The sequence below is a fragment of the Alkalihalobacillus alcalophilus ATCC 27647 = CGMCC 1.3604 genome (assembly GCF_000292245.2).
GTDB lineage: Bacteria > Bacillota > Bacilli > Bacillales > Bacillaceae_D > Alkalihalobacillus > Alkalihalobacillus alcalophilus.
This window is the reverse complement of the sequence record NZ_ALPT02000088.1, coordinates 1-16354: the sequence shown is the minus strand read 5'-3', so window position 1 is coordinate 16354 and position 16354 is coordinate 1. Positions and strand designations below refer to the sequence as shown.

General features: G+C 37.9%; 13 protein-coding genes, 4 tRNA genes and 1 other RNA gene. 16 read left to right on the top strand and 2 right to left on the bottom strand.

What is annotated here, in order from left to right; genetic code table 11:
* Window positions 1-181: hypothetical protein (locus BALCAV_RS22435; protein ID WP_040324191.1), on the top strand; the 181-nt coding region annotated here is incomplete at its 5' end.
* A 220-nt stretch (window positions 182-401) separates the two neighbouring features.
* A complete protein-coding gene (locus BALCAV_RS17715) occupies window positions 402-1061 on the top strand; it encodes an NfeD family protein (RefSeq protein WP_003324607.1) in 660 nt (219 codons plus the stop codon).
* 99 nt (window positions 1062-1160) lie between these two features.
* Here the strand turns inward: BALCAV_RS17715 and BALCAV_RS17710 are convergent, their stop codons facing one another.
* Window positions 1161-1940, bottom strand: a complete 780-nt coding sequence (locus BALCAV_RS17710; RefSeq protein ID WP_003324608.1) for a DUF1189 domain-containing protein — start codon at window positions 1938-1940, stop codon at window positions 1161-1163.
* Window positions 1941-2205: 265 nt separating this feature from the next.
* On the opposite strand from BALCAV_RS17710, the gene BALCAV_RS17705 reads away from it, so the two are divergent.
* The 8 genes from BALCAV_RS17705 (at window position 2206) to BALCAV_RS17675 (ending at window position 7687) form a co-directional block, all read left to right on the top strand.
* Window positions 2206-2280 (top strand) — tRNA-Asn (locus tag BALCAV_RS17705).
* 5 nt (window positions 2281-2285) lie between these two features.
* Window positions 2286-2359 (top strand) — tRNA-Met (locus tag BALCAV_RS17700).
* A gap of 35 nt (window positions 2360-2394) precedes the next feature.
* Window positions 2395-2471, top strand: a tRNA-Ile gene (locus tag BALCAV_RS17695).
* Window positions 2472-2484: 13 nt separating this feature from the next.
* Window positions 2485-2577 (top strand) — tRNA-Ser (locus BALCAV_RS17690).
* Between the two features lie 481 nt (window positions 2578-3058).
* On the top strand, window positions 3059-3667 hold the full coding sequence (locus tag BALCAV_RS17685) for a superoxide dismutase (RefSeq protein WP_003323821.1): 609 nt from the start codon (window positions 3059-3061) through the stop codon (window positions 3665-3667).
* Between the two features lie 286 nt (window positions 3668-3953).
* The gene (locus BALCAV_RS17680) at window positions 3954-5225 is read left to right on the top strand and encodes an MFS transporter (RefSeq protein WP_040324192.1); all 1272 of its coding nucleotides are present in this window, start codon (window positions 3954-3956) and stop codon (window positions 5223-5225) included.
* Between the two features lie 124 nt (window positions 5226-5349).
* Window positions 5350-5530, top strand: a non-coding RNA gene (gene ssrS, locus BALCAV_RS21810) — 6S RNA.
* 84 nt (window positions 5531-5614) lie between these two features.
* Window positions 5615-7687 carry a peptidoglycan D,D-transpeptidase FtsI family protein gene (locus tag BALCAV_RS17675; protein ID WP_003323819.1) on the top strand — a complete coding sequence of 691 codons (2073 nt, stop codon included), beginning with the start codon at window positions 5615-5617 and terminating at the stop codon, window positions 7685-7687.
* Between the two features lie 46 nt (window positions 7688-7733).
* Here BALCAV_RS17675 and BALCAV_RS17670 read toward each other — a convergent pair whose 3' ends face one another.
* Window positions 7734-8081, bottom strand: coding sequence for a hypothetical protein (locus BALCAV_RS17670; RefSeq protein ID WP_003323818.1), 348 nt, complete (start codon window positions 8079-8081; stop codon window positions 7734-7736).
* A 428-nt stretch (window positions 8082-8509) separates the two neighbouring features.
* Between BALCAV_RS17670 and BALCAV_RS17665 the strand changes: the two genes are divergently transcribed.
* The 6 genes from BALCAV_RS17665 to BALCAV_RS17640 form a co-directional block, all read left to right on the top strand.
* A complete protein-coding gene (locus BALCAV_RS17665) occupies window positions 8510-9235 on the top strand; it encodes a DUF4912 domain-containing protein (RefSeq protein ID WP_235213142.1) in 726 nt (241 codons plus the stop codon).
* A 12-nt stretch (window positions 9236-9247) separates the two neighbouring features.
* Window positions 9248-12028 carry a 1,4-alpha-glucan branching protein domain-containing protein gene (locus tag BALCAV_RS17660; protein WP_003323816.1) on the top strand — a complete coding sequence of 927 codons (2781 nt, stop codon included), beginning with the start codon at window positions 9248-9250 and terminating at the stop codon, window positions 12026-12028.
* Between the two features lie 21 nt (window positions 12029-12049).
* On the top strand, window positions 12050-14455 hold the full coding sequence (locus BALCAV_RS17655; RefSeq protein ID WP_003323815.1) for a sugar phosphate nucleotidyltransferase: 2406 nt from the start codon (window positions 12050-12052) through the stop codon (window positions 14453-14455).
* Between the two features lie 166 nt (window positions 14456-14621).
* Window positions 14622-15152: a hypothetical protein gene (locus tag BALCAV_RS17650; protein ID WP_003323813.1), complete on the top strand. Its 531-nt coding sequence runs from the start codon at window positions 14622-14624 to the stop codon at window positions 15150-15152.
* Between the two features lie 92 nt (window positions 15153-15244).
* The gene (gene rpmG / locus BALCAV_RS17645; RefSeq protein WP_003323811.1) at window positions 15245-15394 is read left to right on the top strand and encodes a 50S ribosomal protein L33; all 150 of its coding nucleotides are present in this window, start codon (window positions 15245-15247) and stop codon (window positions 15392-15394) included.
* A gap of 247 nt (window positions 15395-15641) precedes the next feature.
* Window positions 15642-16354 (top strand): RNA-guided endonuclease TnpB family protein (locus BALCAV_RS17640; protein WP_040324189.1); only part of this gene is annotated, 713 nt, incomplete at its 3' end.

The window sequence follows — 16354 nt, the reverse complement described above, 5'->3', positions numbered from 1 at the left end:
TGAGCTGTCAAAATTAGAGTACGAAAAACCGCGGATAAGTAATGAAAAAGCCGAGCTGGCCAAATTACGTAGCGAAAAACGAGTAATAGGTAATAAAAAAGCTGAGCTGCCAAAATTAGAGTACGAAAAACCAGAGATAAGTAATGAAAAAGCCGAGCTGGGAAAATTACGTTGCGAATAACCAAGCAAAGTAAGTAATAAAATCCACCACCAATGGGATTATCATGCGATTTGACTACTGCTCCTCCCTTCAATCGTAAAAACCTTATAAAGTTAGGATTCTTCTCATAAAGTTTAGAACTTCGAGTAAAAAGCTGTTATAATTAAAGGTGCGATGCCTTTTTTAAACTTTGAAACTTTTTCAAATGAAAATCGTACATATAGAAAAAGGAGGTAGAGGCATGGAATGGCTTGATCATGCAACGATTGGATTTATCGTTATTTTATTAGGGACTTTATTTTTATTTGGTGAATTGCTTGTACGTGCAAAAGGGCTATTTGCATTATTAGGTGTTGCCATTATGGCCACTTATTTTACCTATCATTTAAGTGGTGATGTTGGTTTTTGGATTGTACTCTTATATTTAATTGGTTTGACACTTATTATAGTGGACGGTAAGTTCATTACAGATGGTACTGTTGCACTCATTGGTGTAATTCTCATGATTGCAGCCTTGGCAATTCCTTCTCCAAATCTGATTTACGGTTTACTCGTGTCCATGGGATTTTTAATTGGAGGGTTTGGTTCATTCTTATTTTTAAAAGTGTTCCCATCACGGAATATGTGGGATAAGATGACCCTTAAAGATAAACTTTCAAGCGAAATGGGTTATAACTCCATTAATGAAAAGTACACAGAGCTTGTGGGAAAGAAGGGAAAAACGTTAAGTCCGTTTCGCCCTACAGGTACGGTTGAAATTGATGGTGAAGGTTATAGTGCTACAAGTGGAAACAAGTGGATTGAAGCAAACGTCCCAGTAGAAGTTGTTTCAGTAGATGGTACAAGGATTTTAATTAAAGAATGGGTTGAGAAGAAGGTAGAGAAAGAAGAAGTTGAATAAAGGAAACAAAAAACCTTTGAAGATAAAATAATGACTTCAAAGGTTTTTCTCTGTTTTATCTACTACTCTGACATTTTTCAATACAAGTGAGGTTTCGACTTAACTTGTTGGTTTTGCTTTTCGAGGTTTAGGGATTGGTACTTTCCGAACCACCGCTGTAAGCATGGCGATACTTGCTAAAATTAATAAAAATGGTGATAGTGGAATAAAAACTTCAATCCACCCGAATAAAATAACGGGTAATGTAAGTGAATAAGCACTCATATTCCACAAATGCTTATATTGTAGTTGGTTTCGTTTGCCACGAAGTAGTAAACCTAAAACGGCCAACAAAGATATTCCTAAAAAAGTCGTGCCGAGTAAACTTACATAATTAAAAAATCCAATTAAAGGTAAGAGTATCGGTAAAAAACCAGCTAATTCAGATATTCGTTCAAGGAGCTGATCACTTCCCATCTGCTCGACCCCTAATAGATTGTAAGAAATGTCTTGAGCTTGCCCTTCAGCAAAAGAGATTAAGTTATTTTTTTGTAAAGCAACGCCGTTCCCGTACTGATGTAGTTCAGTGAGCGAATATTGATTATTCGGATCGACAATTAAAAATCCAGTTGCATCGGAATGTTCCACAAAAGGTTCTGAAAGGTTGCTATGGAGTTGATTCGAATTAATTGTGAACTCAGGCAAGTCCGTTTCAACTAATGCTTTAATTTGATTAAGCTGGTTATTTAAGGTGAAGCTAGAAGAAATAATAAATGGGAGGAAGGCTATGAGTGCTAAAACGGTCACATGTAATAAAGCCTTTGTTATTGGCTGTAAACGAGTATAGGCAATCACCTTCAAATCATAAAGGGATTTATAAAATAATTGATAAAATTTCATCACAAACTCCTTTCAAAAAGACAAAATGGACGGTAGAACCAAAAAGCTCCATACGTTCATCCTGTATTGGCTATCGATTTGAATATAATGGACTTTTTTATCATAACAACAGAGTGAGCAATCGACAATCTTTTTGTCTGTTGAGCAAACATAGTCTTGTCGTTTTGGAAGGCTTGTGATACATTATAAAAAGAGTTGATAAATTATTTTTAAAAAAACTATTGTCAGGCATTTGAAATCATGCTATTATAGTTCTTGTCGTTAATCCACAGTAGCTCAGTGGTAGAGCAATCGGCTGTTAACCGATCGGTCGTAGGTTCGAGTCCTACCTGTGGAGCCAAATGTGGCGGTGTAGCTCAGCTGGCTAGAGCGTACGGTTCATACCCGTGAGGTCGGGGGTTCGATCCCCTCCGCCGCTATCCGATATTACATACATAACTTTTTGATTATCTTTGGACCCTTAGCTCAGTTGGTCAGAGCAGTCGGCTCATAACCGATCGGTCGTAGGTTCGAGTCCTACAGGGTCCACCATATGTTTTTTTGCGGAGGAATACCCAAGTCCGGCTGAAGGGATCGGTCTTGAAAACCGACAGGCGGGTTAAACCGCGCGGGGGTTCGAATCCCTCTTCCTCCGCCATTAATTAAAATGAACGGCTTAAAGGCCCTATCTATAATAAAAAAGAATGAGTCCTAATGGGATTCATTCTTTTTTGCTTTGTAAAGGAAGTCAGTAGTATGGCAACAGTCATTAATGATGTTTCTTCTTTTCTAATCAAAAAAACAAATGTAAAAAAGGAGCCACAAAATACTCGTAGAATATAGTAAGTAGGGGAGTTTAAAAATCAAAGTTAAGGGTATAGAAGATAGAATCGCTATTTTGCGTCTATATCAAAATAATGATAAAGGAAGAGCTTTTTTGTTTGTTTAATAAATGAAGCGAACAGGAGGGAAAATCTTTTTTATTTTTTACAAAATCTCAGTGCATAAGGATTGCAGAAATGAGAAAACTTTGATAATGTAATAATTGCAGACTTACTAAACATTTTTGTTTCAAAAGTCGGTAGAAAATTTTGGAGATATTCTTCAAAAAATGGTTTATATTCAAGGAGGAGATTTTAATGGGATACGAATTACCACAATTACCTTACGCAGCAAACGCACTTGAGCCACATATTGATGAGACAACAATGAACATCCATCATGGCAAACATCATCAAACGTACATTACAAAATTAAACGCAGCACTTGAAGGTCACGCTGAATTAGCTAGCAAAAGCATTGAGGACTTAGTAGCTAATCTTGATTCTGTACCTGAGAGCATTCGTACAGCGGTAAGAAATAATGGTGGTGGACATGCTAACCACAAATTATTCTGGGAACTTCTTTCTCCAAATGGCGGTGGAGCTCCAACAGGTGAAGTTGCAGATGCAATCACTTCTACTTTCGGAAGCTTTGAAGCATTCAAAGAAAAATTTGCTGATGCTGGTGCTAACCGTTTCGGTTCTGGTTGGGCTTGGTTAGTTGTAGCAGATGGCAAATTAGAAATCACAAGTTCTCCAAACCAAGATTCTCCACTTTCAGATGGTAAAACACCTGTTCTTGGTCTTGACGTTTGGGAGCATGCTTACTACTTAAACTATCAAAACCGTCGTCCAGACTACATTAACGCATTCTGGAATGTTGTAAACTGGAACAAAGTTGAAGAATTATATCAAGCAGCAAAATAATAAATGGAGGGTCCTGATGATTCAGGGCTCTTTTTTTTTGAGAATACATGTATTGATAGGTGAGGAGGGAAACTCCCCCTTACCAAAATGTCCAGATTAACAACATAAAAGAAGGGGTAACAAACATTAATTTCCTCCTTCGCAAAATAGGACTTTAATAGACAGCAATTGTTTATAAGCACCTTGTTTTAGAAAAGTGATTTTTTTAAAAGTATAACCATCTCCTCATAAGACACACTATTTGATGAGGGTGGTGGCATTTGTGAAAAAAGCCTTACTTACAAAAATGATTGGCGAAATCGAGGTCACAAAGGAGTTAGCCTTGTTACTCACCATTGGCGGTTTATATGCGTTAAGTATTGCCTTATCTAACACCTTTGTGAATGTTTATTTATGGAAGCAATCCGGACAGTTTATCGATTTAGCCTTGTATAACTTAGCATCGGTTATTTTTCAACCACTTACATTTATTCTAGCTGGGAGGTGGGCGAAAAAAATTGATCGAATTATCGTATTAAGGCTTGGAGTAAGTTTTTTGTCCGTCTTTTTTTTCACTGTATTGTTTTTAGGGGAAAAGGCGAGTCAGTATATCTTCTTACTCGGGGCCTTAATTGGAATTGGTTTTGGTTTTTACTGGCTCGCATTTAATGTCTTAACATTTGAGATAACAGAGCCGGACACACGTGATTTTTTTAACGGGTTTTTAGGATTAGTTACATCATTTGCCGGAATGATTGGTCCAATGTTATCAGGGATTATCATTACAAATATGAAGAAATTTACGGGTTATACGGTCATATTTGCAATTTCATTAGGACTCTTTATCATTGCGGTTTTGCTTAGTTTTCTATTAAAAAGGCGTTCAGCAGAAGGGGATTTTCATTTTAAAGAAATTGTAAAAGAGCGAAAACATAATCATAATTGGCGACAAATTTTGTACGCTCATTTTTTTCAAGGTTTGCGTGAAGGGACCTTTATGTTTGTTATTACGGTATGGGTTTATATTGTGACTCAAAGTGAGCTAGCTCTTGGAACATATGGGTTGGTCGCTTCCTCGGTCCAATTCGTTGCTTATTATTTGGCGACAAGATTAATTAAGCCTGCTTACCGAAAAAAGTCGATTCTTATTGGCGGACTCATTTTATATGGGGCCATCTTTTTAATCGTCTTTAATTTATCATTTTCAAAGCTGATCACTTATGGAGTCATTATTTCAATGGCGTACCCGATGTTGCTCGTTCCATACCTTTCCTTAACGTATGATGTAATTGGTAAAGCAAGGAAAGCAGCAGAAATGAGAATTGAATACATTGTCGTTCGTGAGGTCTTTTTAAATTGTGGTCGAATTGTTTCAGTCCTGGCGTTTATTTTTACGATTTCCGTATTTCCTGAAAAGACAGGAATTCCGATTCTGTTGCTTATTTTAGGAGCGGGACATACATGTATTTATTGGTTTGTTCGAAAGGTTCGTTTCTCTGGACCGACTGGAGGAGAAGGAGTTCCATTTTCAACACAAAGAAATGGCGAAAACGGCAGCACAGGAGGAACGACGGTTTAATTGTCAATGGTTTTTATAATCAAATCGAGTTTTCTGAGTTGTTCATTTCTTCCTCCCAAAAGAAGAACACGTATCTTTTGACAGTGACAGAGATTATGATATAATGAGTATACAAATTAATTAAATAAGCCTGCCGTGTTAGTCAGCTTCCATTTGTTTCGAACCTTGTTTTCAAAAAGGGAGCCTTAAATCGAACATCTACCAACATGCCAATTTATTTTGGACGTTGAAGGATTTTCTGCGGGCACCCACCTACAAGTGTAGGTTCATGAAACAACTGTAGCAACGGCATTCGCGGGTTTTTGACATTCTAACAGTTCTAGACACCTTCTCTTAGGTGTCTATTCTTATGTATACATAGATAAAAGCGATTCGGTGAGGTGACGGTGATGACAAACAAAGAAAAAACAAGGAAGAAACGACAAGTACCTGTGCGTTTAAATATTTTATTTTTTGCAGTCTTTATCCTTTTTTCCATTCTTATTCTCAGATTAGGATACGTACAAATTGTGCAAGGGGAAGAATTTCAAAAGGAGCTTGAAAGGACAAGCAATTCCACCGCAAGAATTGATGCACCAAGAGGAATTATGTATGACCGTTATGGAAATATTGTCGTTGATAACGAGTTAGTGCTCTCATTGACCTATACAAATCCGTCTCAACAAACAAGAGCAACAGATATGCTAAAGTTAGCTTGGAAATTACAGCCACTTATTGAAATCGATACAGAAAATGTTCGAGAATTTACGATAAGAGAATATTTGTTTTTACAATTGGATGCAGAAGAAATCGCCCAATTAATAGACGATGTTGATACAGATGATATGACATCAGGGGAAATTTATCGGGCCCAAATCGATGCGATACCAGAGGAAAAGTTAGAGCAAATTTCGGAGCGAGAACTTGAAGTCATTGCTATTTTTCAAGAAATGTCAGCGGGTTACGCCAATACTCCGCAACGAATCAAAAAAGATATTACCGATAAAGAAGCCCATGTGATTAGTGAACGTTTAAGTGAATTACCAGGCATCGATATTTTACGTGACTCGGAAAGAACCTATCCTTTTGGGAACAGTTTCTTGTTTGGAAATATTCGCTCGATCCCTAGTGAACAAATTGATTCTTTTTTAGCACGTGGCTATTCACGTGCAGATCAAGTAGGGGTAAGCTTTCTCGAAATGCAATATGAGGAAGCGTTACGTGGACAAAAGGCAGAGGTTGAAAATATCACGACAACATCCGGCTCCAGTGTTCAAAGAGAAACAACGGAGAAGTTAGGGCAAAGAGGAAATGATTTGGTCCTCTCCTTAGACATGGAATATCAGCAACTTTTAGAAGAAGCTGTGGAACGACAAGTGAAAAGAGGGGCAGTAGAATATTTAGGTGATAAGTCAGCATATGCAATTGTGATGGAGCCGAATACAGGTGAGGTTCTTGCGATGGTCGGTTATGAAGATAAGGTTGGGGCTGAAAATGGACCTGTAATGAATCATCAGGCCATAGTCAACAATGGTTTTGAAATGGGCTCTTCTATTAAAGCAGCGACGGTTTTAGCAGGGTTTGAATCGGGGGCTATGCCTATAGGGGCAACCATATATGATAAACCCATTAGGGTAGCTGGTCAACCTTATAGTTCATTAAATCGGACTCTTGGAAATATTGGCTACTCTAAAGCACTGGAACGTTCTTCGAATATTTATATGATTGAAGTTGGGTTAAGATTGGCTAATTATCGTCAACATAATAACCGACTCATTTTAAATGAAGTGAGTAGGGCATATGATACGTTAAAATATTATTTCCATCAATTTGGGTTAGGTGTTGATACGGGAATTGATTTACCTTCTTCAAGTGTTGGGTATATAGGTAATGTAGACGGCCGAGAAGGTGCCGGTGGACTAATGCTACAATTTACTTTTGGGCAGTTTGACCAATATACTCCTTTACAAACAGCTCAATATATTTCAACGATTGCCAATGGTGGGAATCGTGTACAACCGAGGTTAGTTAATGAAATACGTCAACCATATGCTGATAAGGAGCAATTTGGACCTGTTATTCAATCGTTTGGACCAAATGTTTTGAATCGTATTGATATGAACGATGATATGATTTCTAGAGTCCAACAATCATTAGAATTAGTTGTTCATGGGAACCAAGGGACAGCACGAAGGTTGGATTATACACATGGCTCTAGAGAAGTAAAGCATCCTGTTCGAGTCGCGGCGAAAACCGGGACTGCTCAAGTTAGCTATAATGGTAGAGAGGCCAATAACCAAACATTAGTTGGCTATGCTCCAGCAAATGACCCAGAAATTGCTTTTGCGATTGTTGTCCCTTTTGTAAGTAAATATTATGGCTACAACATTAGCCAAGGAATTGGTGTTGAGTTAATCAATGATTATTTCGACCTTAAAAAAGAGCGTCAAGGTCCAACAAAAGTGGAACGTGACGAGGAATAGGAATAAAGAAAAAGCATGGTGCCTAGAGTTAGGCGACCATGCTTTTTTAATGTGAAGGTTTTTGATATTTCGTTTGTAAGATGCTGATCACTTCATTTTCGGTTAGTTTCATTTCTTTGGCGATTTCATTTTCGGTATGTCCTTTTGATTTTAAGTCGAGAACATCATCAATAAGTTGCTCACGTGCGGTTCCTTTTTTGCGTTGTTGAATTAAGCTGTGATGCTCTTCTTCTAATGTTTTTAGTCTTTTGTTGACGATAAATATTTCTTTTTTATAGGCGATCGTCAAATCATCGACTTCTTTTTCTAATGCTTTTGTTCGATCTTGCCGGAAAAAAGATAAGCTGAAGATGAGTATTGCAAAAGTAAGTAATCCTAAAAAAGCCCATTCCATAAATAAATCAACCTTTCGTTGTGAAAAACATAATCTTTTTATTATATCGGATTCACGCTTAAGTTTTTTAAAAGAGTTTTTAAGTTTAATCTATTTTAACATTGAATGAAACGATTTTTATAAGAATTTTTATGAGAACGCTTACTTTAATGTAAAACGAAAAAAACAAACAAATTCCTACATAATTATGCCCTTTTCACAGGCAAATAGTGCCTTTGTTTCGACAACAATTCCTAAATAAAAATGTCGAAAGATTTTTTTGGGGGCTTAAAACCGTTTGTTTACTGGGGTTGACAGGAAACGACAAAGTTCAGTGCTTGTTTGCCTATTTCTTCGAATGTATGATTAAGATATGAATAAAATGATTTTGAATATTCAAACGTGTATAAATGAATATAAGAAATCGCAACACGATATTTTTTTTGGAGGTGGTTATACTGATCGAGAAAATCGCTGAATTAAGAGAGAAAGGGTATTCATTTCGAAAAATTGCCCAAGAACTGGGAACAACAGTCGGAAAAGTTCAATATCGTTATCACAAGTATAAGGAGCAAGTATTGTCGCAACACCAAGTTGAAACAACAGTTGGTCAGAATAATGACCTGCACGCAAAAAAGGAAAGCCAATCACCCCAAGACAAGTCACCTGATCATGGTGAAACACCTATGATTACTTACTATGAGCCACCATCAACTTATGACAAGGATTCACTTGTCTTACTTCCAAAAAGCCCATTTATTTTACATGCTTTTTGGGACATTCAATTATCCACGCAACAAATGGTCGAGCATCAATTTAGAAAGCCGTGGTCTTCGTTAAAAAAGCAGCTGAAGATCTATGATATAACAGCGATGCACTTTGATGGGCACCATGCTCATCGATCTGATACGATTACCCTCCCTGAAATGACAAATAACTGGTATATTAGTGAACTTGAACCGAACAGAACGTATCTGGCAGACTATGGTGTGGAGACAGATGAAGGAAACTTCTTTAGTTTGATTCGTTCCAATGCGATGGACACGTCCAGAATTAAAAAAAGTGAACGAGGACTCTATTCAGAAGCGGTCTATAAATGGAAAACTGGACAAGCTAAAGAACCAGAATGGCTCGAACACTTTAGCACATATTCTTTTTACGAATCAATTAAATAGGAGCTGAAGAAAATGAAAGAAGGGTATTTTTCTCTCGTTCTCCATGCTCATCTCCCTTATGTAAGGCATGAGGAAGAGGAGAGATTAGAAGAGCGTTGGCTTTTTGAGGCAATGACGGAGACGTATATTCCACTCATTTGGTCTTTGAAGTCGGCACAAGTGAAAGAAGCACTTACTATTTCCTTCACACCTCCTTTAATGGAAATGTTAGCTGATGAGCGTATGCAAAAAAGGTATTTAGCCCATTTAGATTTAACGGAGCAATTAATTTTAAAAGAACTTGTCGAACAGGATAATCCTGACGAGAGAAAAGTGATCAAGTTTTATCAAGAGCGATTCCAACGGATTAAGGACACATATAAGTATTATAATTTCAATATTCTGAATGCTTATAAGGAATTAAAGGAGCAAAAGCTTGTGACGCTTATGACTTCAGCTGCGACACACGCCTTTTTACCATATGTGCAAACGAAAAATGCAATCCGCTCACAAATCGTTGAAGGAATTCGTTGTTTTGAAGCCCATTTTGGAGAGAAGCCCTTAGGTTTTTGGTTGCCTGAATGTGCTTTTGCCCCAGGGATAGATCGGATTTTAGTAGAGGAAGGAATTCGTTATGCTTTTGCTGATGAACACGCAATTTTAAGTGCGGACCCTCACCCAGAAAAGGGGAGCGGGGCACCTATATATACGCCGCATGGATTAATTCTTTTTCCACGACATACAACGTTATCAAGTAAGGTCTGGAGTTCGACTTTAGGGTACCCAGGTGATGTTGATTACCGCGAATTTTATCGCGATATTGCTTATGAACGTGACTGGGATTATATACAACCTTTTGTACATTCAGAAGGTATTCGGATCGATACAGGTTTAAAGTATAAAAGAATTACCGCTAACTCAGAACATAAAGAAACGTATGTCCGTGACTGGGCAATGGGGAAAATTCAAGCACATGCGGATGATTATATTCATTCCATCCATCAAGAAGTTGAAGCTTATGGTGAGCAAAGTTATCCCCCGTATTTAATGGTCGCCCCGTTTGATGCGGAACTTTTTGGACATTGGTGGTTTGAGGGACCGGAATGGATCGAGGCTTTGTTAAAAAAAGGGGCTGATTCGGTATCCTTTATTACTCCAGAAGAATATATGCATCGCCATTATTATGACTTTACGACGTCTCATGTGTCGTTTTCTACTTGGGGTAGGGACGGTTATGGGGATGTATGGCTGAATGAAACGAATACCTTTTTATATAAACACCATCATCAAATGGAACAAGATTTAGCTACAACAGTTGCTTTATTTAACGAGCCATCCTCTTTGCAACGTCGGGCTATGCAACAAATGGTTCGTGAATGGATGCTTGCTGTTAGTAGTGACTGGGCGTTTATATTCGATGGTCAAAGCACCGCTCAATATGCTTACGAACGTTTTAAAAATCATTTTAACCGTTTTAATCACCTTAAAGAGACCTTACTGAATCACCAGTTAACTGAAGCATATTTAACAAGGATGGAGCAAGCTTTTCCATTTTTAGAAAAAGTCGATGAACAAATCTTTTTATCTGAACATGATCGGTATGTCCATTCGGTGAAGCCGTCCAATTTAGTTCCTGCCAATAAAAAGAAAATCCTTATGTTAAGTTGGGAATTCCCGCCAATGATGGTAGGTGGACTATCTAGACATGTCTTTGATTTATCTAGAGCTCTCACGAAGGACGGCCATGAAGTACATGTCCTTACATCTTATGTTGAAGGGTACCCCACTTATGAAAATAATTTAGGTATTCATGTTTATCGCGTTAAAGGCTTACAACCTAAAGCGGCGTCATTTTTTGATTGGGTCGGGAGTTTAAATATGGCGATGGTTCATTGTCTTGAAAAAATAACAAGAACAGTCCAATTTGACATTGTTCATGCTCATGATTGGTTAGTAAGTGTGGCCGCTAAAGCGATAAAGTCGAAATATAACATACCTTTACTTGTGACGATTCACGCAACAGAGCATGGCCGAAATCATGGGATTCATAATGATCTTCAGTTTGAAATCAATCAAAAGGAATGGGAATTAACGTATGAAGCGGACCAAATTATTGTTTGTAGTTCGTATATGAATGAGGAGTTAAAAACGATTTTCTCTTTACCTGAGGAAAAAATGGCGATTATTCCTAATGGGGTTGATATTGAACAAGTATCAGTTCATCACGATCAAGATTTTAACATAGACGATGACAATCGTTTTACGATTTTTTCTGTTGGTCGAGTTGTAAAAGAAAAAGGTTTCGAAACGATCATTTATGCGGCAGAAAATATGAGACAAAAAGGCGTTGATTTTAAATTTGTTGTCGCAGGGAAAGGGCCAATGCTTGAGCAGTATCGCCAACTCGTTTATGAAAAAGGACTTGAACACTATGTACTCTTCTTAGGGTTTATAAGTGATGAAGAAAGAAATGCATGGTTAAGACGAAGTGATGTCGTTCTTTTCCCAAGTCTTTATGAACCTTTTGGAATTGTAGCTTTAGAAGGGATGGCGGCTGGAAAAGCAACGATTGTTTCCGATACGGGTGGACTTGCCGATATCATTGACCATGGAAAAAATGGCTTGAAAATGATTCCAGGTCATGTCGAAAGTTTAGTTGACCAAGTTCTGTATCTCTTTAACCATCCCATCGTACGAGAACAACTCGCTGAACAAGGCTTGTTAGATGTGAAGTCAAAATATGATTGGAATCAAATTGCCCAACAAACGTTGTTAGAAATGGATAAATGTTTACATCAGCAAATGAAGGTTTAATTATATAGAGGAGGCGGTAGTGTGAAAGGTGTCATCATGGCAGGAGGAAAAGGAACAAGATTAAGACCACTAACATGCAAAAGGCCAAAACCAATGGTCCCATTAGTGCAGAAACCTGTGATGCAGTATAGCATTGAATGGTTACGAGATTGTGGGATTACTGATATTGCGGTAACCGTACAATACTTACCGGATGTCATAAAAGATTATTTTGGGGATGGCTCTGCATTGGGAGTTAATTTAACCTATTTTGAAGAAACGACACCTTTAGGTACCGCAGGGAGTGTAAAACAAGCAGAACAATTTTTGGATGAACCATTCGTTGTCGTTAGTGGTGATGCCTTAACTGACTTAAATTTAATTGACGGAATAGAATTTCATGAGCAAAACGATAGTTTAGTGACTATCTTTATGAAACAAGTAGAGGATCCGACTGAATTTGGTGTCATTATGACGAATGAACAAAATGAAATTGTTCGCTTTTTAGAGAAACCAAGCTGGAGTGAGGTTTTTAGTGATACGGTCAATACTGGCATTTATGTAATGGACCCGAAAATTTTCACCTATATTGAAGCGGATAAAATGGTGGACTTTAGTAAAGAGGTCTTTCCAAAAGTATTAGCCGATCAAGCTGGTCTTTACGGCTTTGAAGCAACAGGATATTGGTCCGATATTGGCAATATTAATCAATATCGCCAGGCCCATTTTGACCTATTAGATGGGAAAGTTCGTGCGACCATTGCTGGGACTGAGTTTGGGACCGATATTTGGGTAGAAGGACATGTTGTCATTGAGGAAGGGGCCGAAATTGTTGGTCCAGTCTCAATTGGAGAAGGAACGAGAATTCGTCAAGGAGCCAAGATTGGCCCGTATACGATTATAGGAAAAGACTCGATCATTGATCATAGTGCCTCATTAAAACGTTCTATTTTATGGGAAAGAGGTTATGTCGGTGATTCAAGTGAATTACGAGGGGTCACTGTTTGTGAACAAGTTCAAATCGGACAGGCGGTAAGAGCTTTTGAAGATTCGATTGTTGGGGCGCAAACTGTTATTCAAGATCAAGCAACGCTTCAACCAGAAGTGAAGATTTGGCCAAATAAAAAGGTTCAAGCAGGTCGTGTCGTTTCGAAATCACTTATTTGGAATGAAGGAAGTGTCGTACAATCTGTATTTAAAGGCCACCGAGTAAGTGGGTTAGCAAATGTTGAAATGACGCCTGACTTTGTATCAAAGCTTGGACTTGCTTATGGAAGTCTTTATTTAAAAGGGAAAAACATTCATATCGCAACAGATGGGCATCCCTTTTCTAATTTATTAAAGATGACCGTCGCCCAAAGTATTCAAGCGATTGGACATCATGTTCGTGACGTAGGAAAAACCGTTATTCCTGTCTTTCGTTCAGGCTTAGAAAATGAACAAGGGGACGGTGGAGTATTTATAAAAGTACAACAAAAAAATCAAAATAAAGTTGAACTTGAGTTTTATGGTGAAAAAGGATTTCCAATTACAACAAATGCTCAAAGAGAAATGGTTCAGAATCTTGGAATGGACTCCTTTAAATTAACATCGTTTGATTCGATCGGGAATTATGCACGTGAAATTGCGGTTGATCAACATTATGTCAAAAGGCTAATTTCAAGCCTAGATGTGAAGGCGATTCAAAATCGCTCATGGAAAGTGGTCGTTTCAGGTGATGGTGATGCCAATTCCTTAGATATACTGTGGAGGGAGTTAAATTGTCACGTTGTCAAGGCAGCACCACAATTATCTATGACTGAATTTTCTGATTATATAGTAGAGCAAAAAGCGGATATTGGTTTTATTTTTGACGAAAGTCTTCAAACTTTATCGGTTTTAAATAGGGATGGAGCCTTATTAAGCGATGAAGACCATTTATCTCTTTATGTTTATCTTGAATTAGAAAAAGGTGAAAAAGAAAAAGTGGCCATTCCTGTTTATGCGGGAAGTGCATTAGAAGAAATTGCGGCTAGCTATGAATCAACAACACTTGTAAGAACAAAAGGCTCAACACTTGCGATGATGGAAACAGAAAATACGGTTCAGCTTTGTTTCTATGATGCCATTTACGCGGCTGCCAATTTGTTAAATGTTTTAACCATTCAAAAGGCGAGTTTGGATACTATTTTGAATTCATTTCCAAAAGAATCGATCTATTTTGAAGAAGTGACATGCCATACTGAGCAAAAAGGAATGGTGATGAGAAAGTTAATGGAACAATTCCAAGGAAATCATTTAGATTTAATTGATGGCGTAAAAGTAAGTCATCAAGAAGGAGGTTGGACCTTTATTGTACCCGCGCAGGATGAGCCAATTTTTACTATTTACTCCCAAGCGACAGAACCTATTAAGGCCAAACAAAACACCCAGATCTACGTCGAGAAAATTAAACAAATTAAACAATAGTCAATATTGGAAAAAGAGTTATCAGCATTTACAACCAAACTTAACAAGATATTTGCGTTGGACTAAGCTGAAAATTTGTACGGGGGTCTGGGTAAATGGAGAGTGTTCTTGGTTAAATGAAAAAGAATGGCATCTTTATCCTGGTTGTTATGAAGAGGAAGCGTATATGATTAGTACGGCCTTCCATAAAAATTGGGGAATTGAACTCAAGTTTTATGATATGGTGAGCTGCGATGGAAATGTCTTTATCCGTTATTTTGAAGTGATTAATCATTCGCAACATGTAAAAAGGCTACAATTATTATTCCATCAAGCTCCATATGGGCCTGCCGCTTTTGATGGTGTTACGTATTATTCATCATCCAAAAAAGCTTTAATCCATTCACAAAACGAGCATTACACGTTAGTTAGTGCCAATTTACATGAGCCAAACCCAAAAGATTTGCTTATGTTTGGAACAGGGGAGAAAGAAGAAATTTGGAAAGGGAAGGAAGGGAAATTACTCTTCTCCCCTTTTCATACATTTGGCCAAGAAAGTATGCTCTCATGTTCGATAACGCTAGATAGTCAAGGGAAAAAGGGAGGGAAACTTTGGTCGATTTTTAATGAGGACTATACTAGCTTAGAAAAAGACCATCGACTTCTTCAATCGTTGTCATCGAATGCGACTTCTTTTATAACCTATAAAGAATATTAAAAAGCGACTGTAAAGAAAAAATACTTGATCGTCTGTATCACTTTTGATAATATAGAAAAGTATGAAGTATGCATAGTTTGGAGGGATAACAGATGCGTGTACAAGTCACTCTTGCTTGCACTGAGACAGGCGATCGTAACTATATTACAACAAAAAATAAACGTACGAATCCTGAGCGTATTGAGCTTAAAAAATACAGCCCAAGATTAAAACGTCATACGCTTCACCGTGAAACAAAATAAGCAGTTGGTTTCCAACCTGCTTATTTTTTTCTCTTAAGAAAAAGTAAATAGGTAGGTACCAACGATGCTCCCTCGTTTTTTGAAAACTTGGGGGCATTTTTATCATTTTCCGACAGAAGACTCCCTCTTCAATCGTGTGAAGGGAGAAGCCCAACGATAAGGGGGAGATGAATGGCGGTTGGCGGTAGCCAAAGAGATTCTTGTTAGGGTATAATAAGAACATACATTCCTGTTTGAGGTGAAAACAATGCTCATCAACAAAGCGTACAAATTTCGTCTCTACCCAACCAAAGAACAAGAAACCCTGATTGCCAAAACCATCGGCTGTTCTCGTTTTGTCTTTAATCGCTTTTTAGGGCAATGGAACGATACCTACCAAGAAACAGGCAAAGGATTAACTTACAATGCTTGTTCGGCTGAATTAATGCAACTAAAAAAGGAATTCGTATGGCTAAAAGAAGTGGACAGCATTGCCCTTCAATCCTCCCTGAAAAACCTTGCTGATTCCTATACTCGATTCTTCAAGAAACAAAATAAAGCGCCACGCTTCAAATCAAAAAAGAATCAGGTACAATCCTACACCACGAAAGAAACAAATAGCAACATGGCCATAGTAAACAACAAAATTAAATTGCCGAAACTGGGTCTTGTTCGCTTGGCCAAAAGTCGTGAGGTTGAAGGACGTATTCTGAGCGCTACAGTCAGACGAAATCCAAGCGGAAAGTTCTTTGTATCCATTGTAGTCAAAACAGACGTACAGCCCTTGAAGAAAACGGATTCATCTATCGGTGTAGATTTAGGCATCACGGACTTTGCGGTTCTTTCTGATGGTCGTAAGATTGACAACAATAAGTTCACATGCAAAATGGAAAAGAGACTAAAACGTGAGCAACGAAAACTTTCAAGACGTGCGTTAAATGCTAAAAACAAGGGTATGAACCTTCTTGATGCCAAAAATTA

Bases quoted from the DNA above. Each gene is read 5' to 3' on its own strand.
- BALCAV_RS17715 (WP_003324607.1), top strand. From the start codon at position 402: ATGGAATGGCTTGATCATGCAACGATTGGATTTATCGTTATTTTATTA.
- BALCAV_RS17710 (WP_003324608.1), bottom strand. From the start codon at position 1,940: ATGAAATTTTATCAATTATTTTATAAATCCCTTTATGATTTGAAGGTG.
- BALCAV_RS17685 (WP_003323821.1), top strand. From the start codon at position 3,059: ATGGGATACGAATTACCACAATTACCTTACGCAGCAAACGCACTTGAG.
- BALCAV_RS17680 (WP_040324192.1), top strand. From the start codon at position 3,954: ATGATTGGCGAAATCGAGGTCACAAAGGAGTTAGCCTTGTTACTCACC.
- BALCAV_RS17675 (WP_003323819.1), top strand. From the start codon at position 5,615: ATGACAAACAAAGAAAAAACAAGGAAGAAACGACAAGTACCTGTGCGT.
- BALCAV_RS17670 (WP_003323818.1), bottom strand. From the start codon at position 8,081: ATGGAATGGGCTTTTTTAGGATTACTTACTTTTGCAATACTCATCTTC.
- BALCAV_RS17660 (WP_003323816.1), top strand. From the start codon at position 9,248: ATGAAAGAAGGGTATTTTTCTCTCGTTCTCCATGCTCATCTCCCTTAT.
- BALCAV_RS17650 (WP_003323813.1), top strand. From the start codon at position 14,622: ATGATTAGTACGGCCTTCCATAAAAATTGGGGAATTGAACTCAAGTTT.
- rpmG (WP_003323811.1), top strand. From the start codon at position 15,245: ATGCGTGTACAAGTCACTCTTGCTTGCACTGAGACAGGCGATCGTAAC.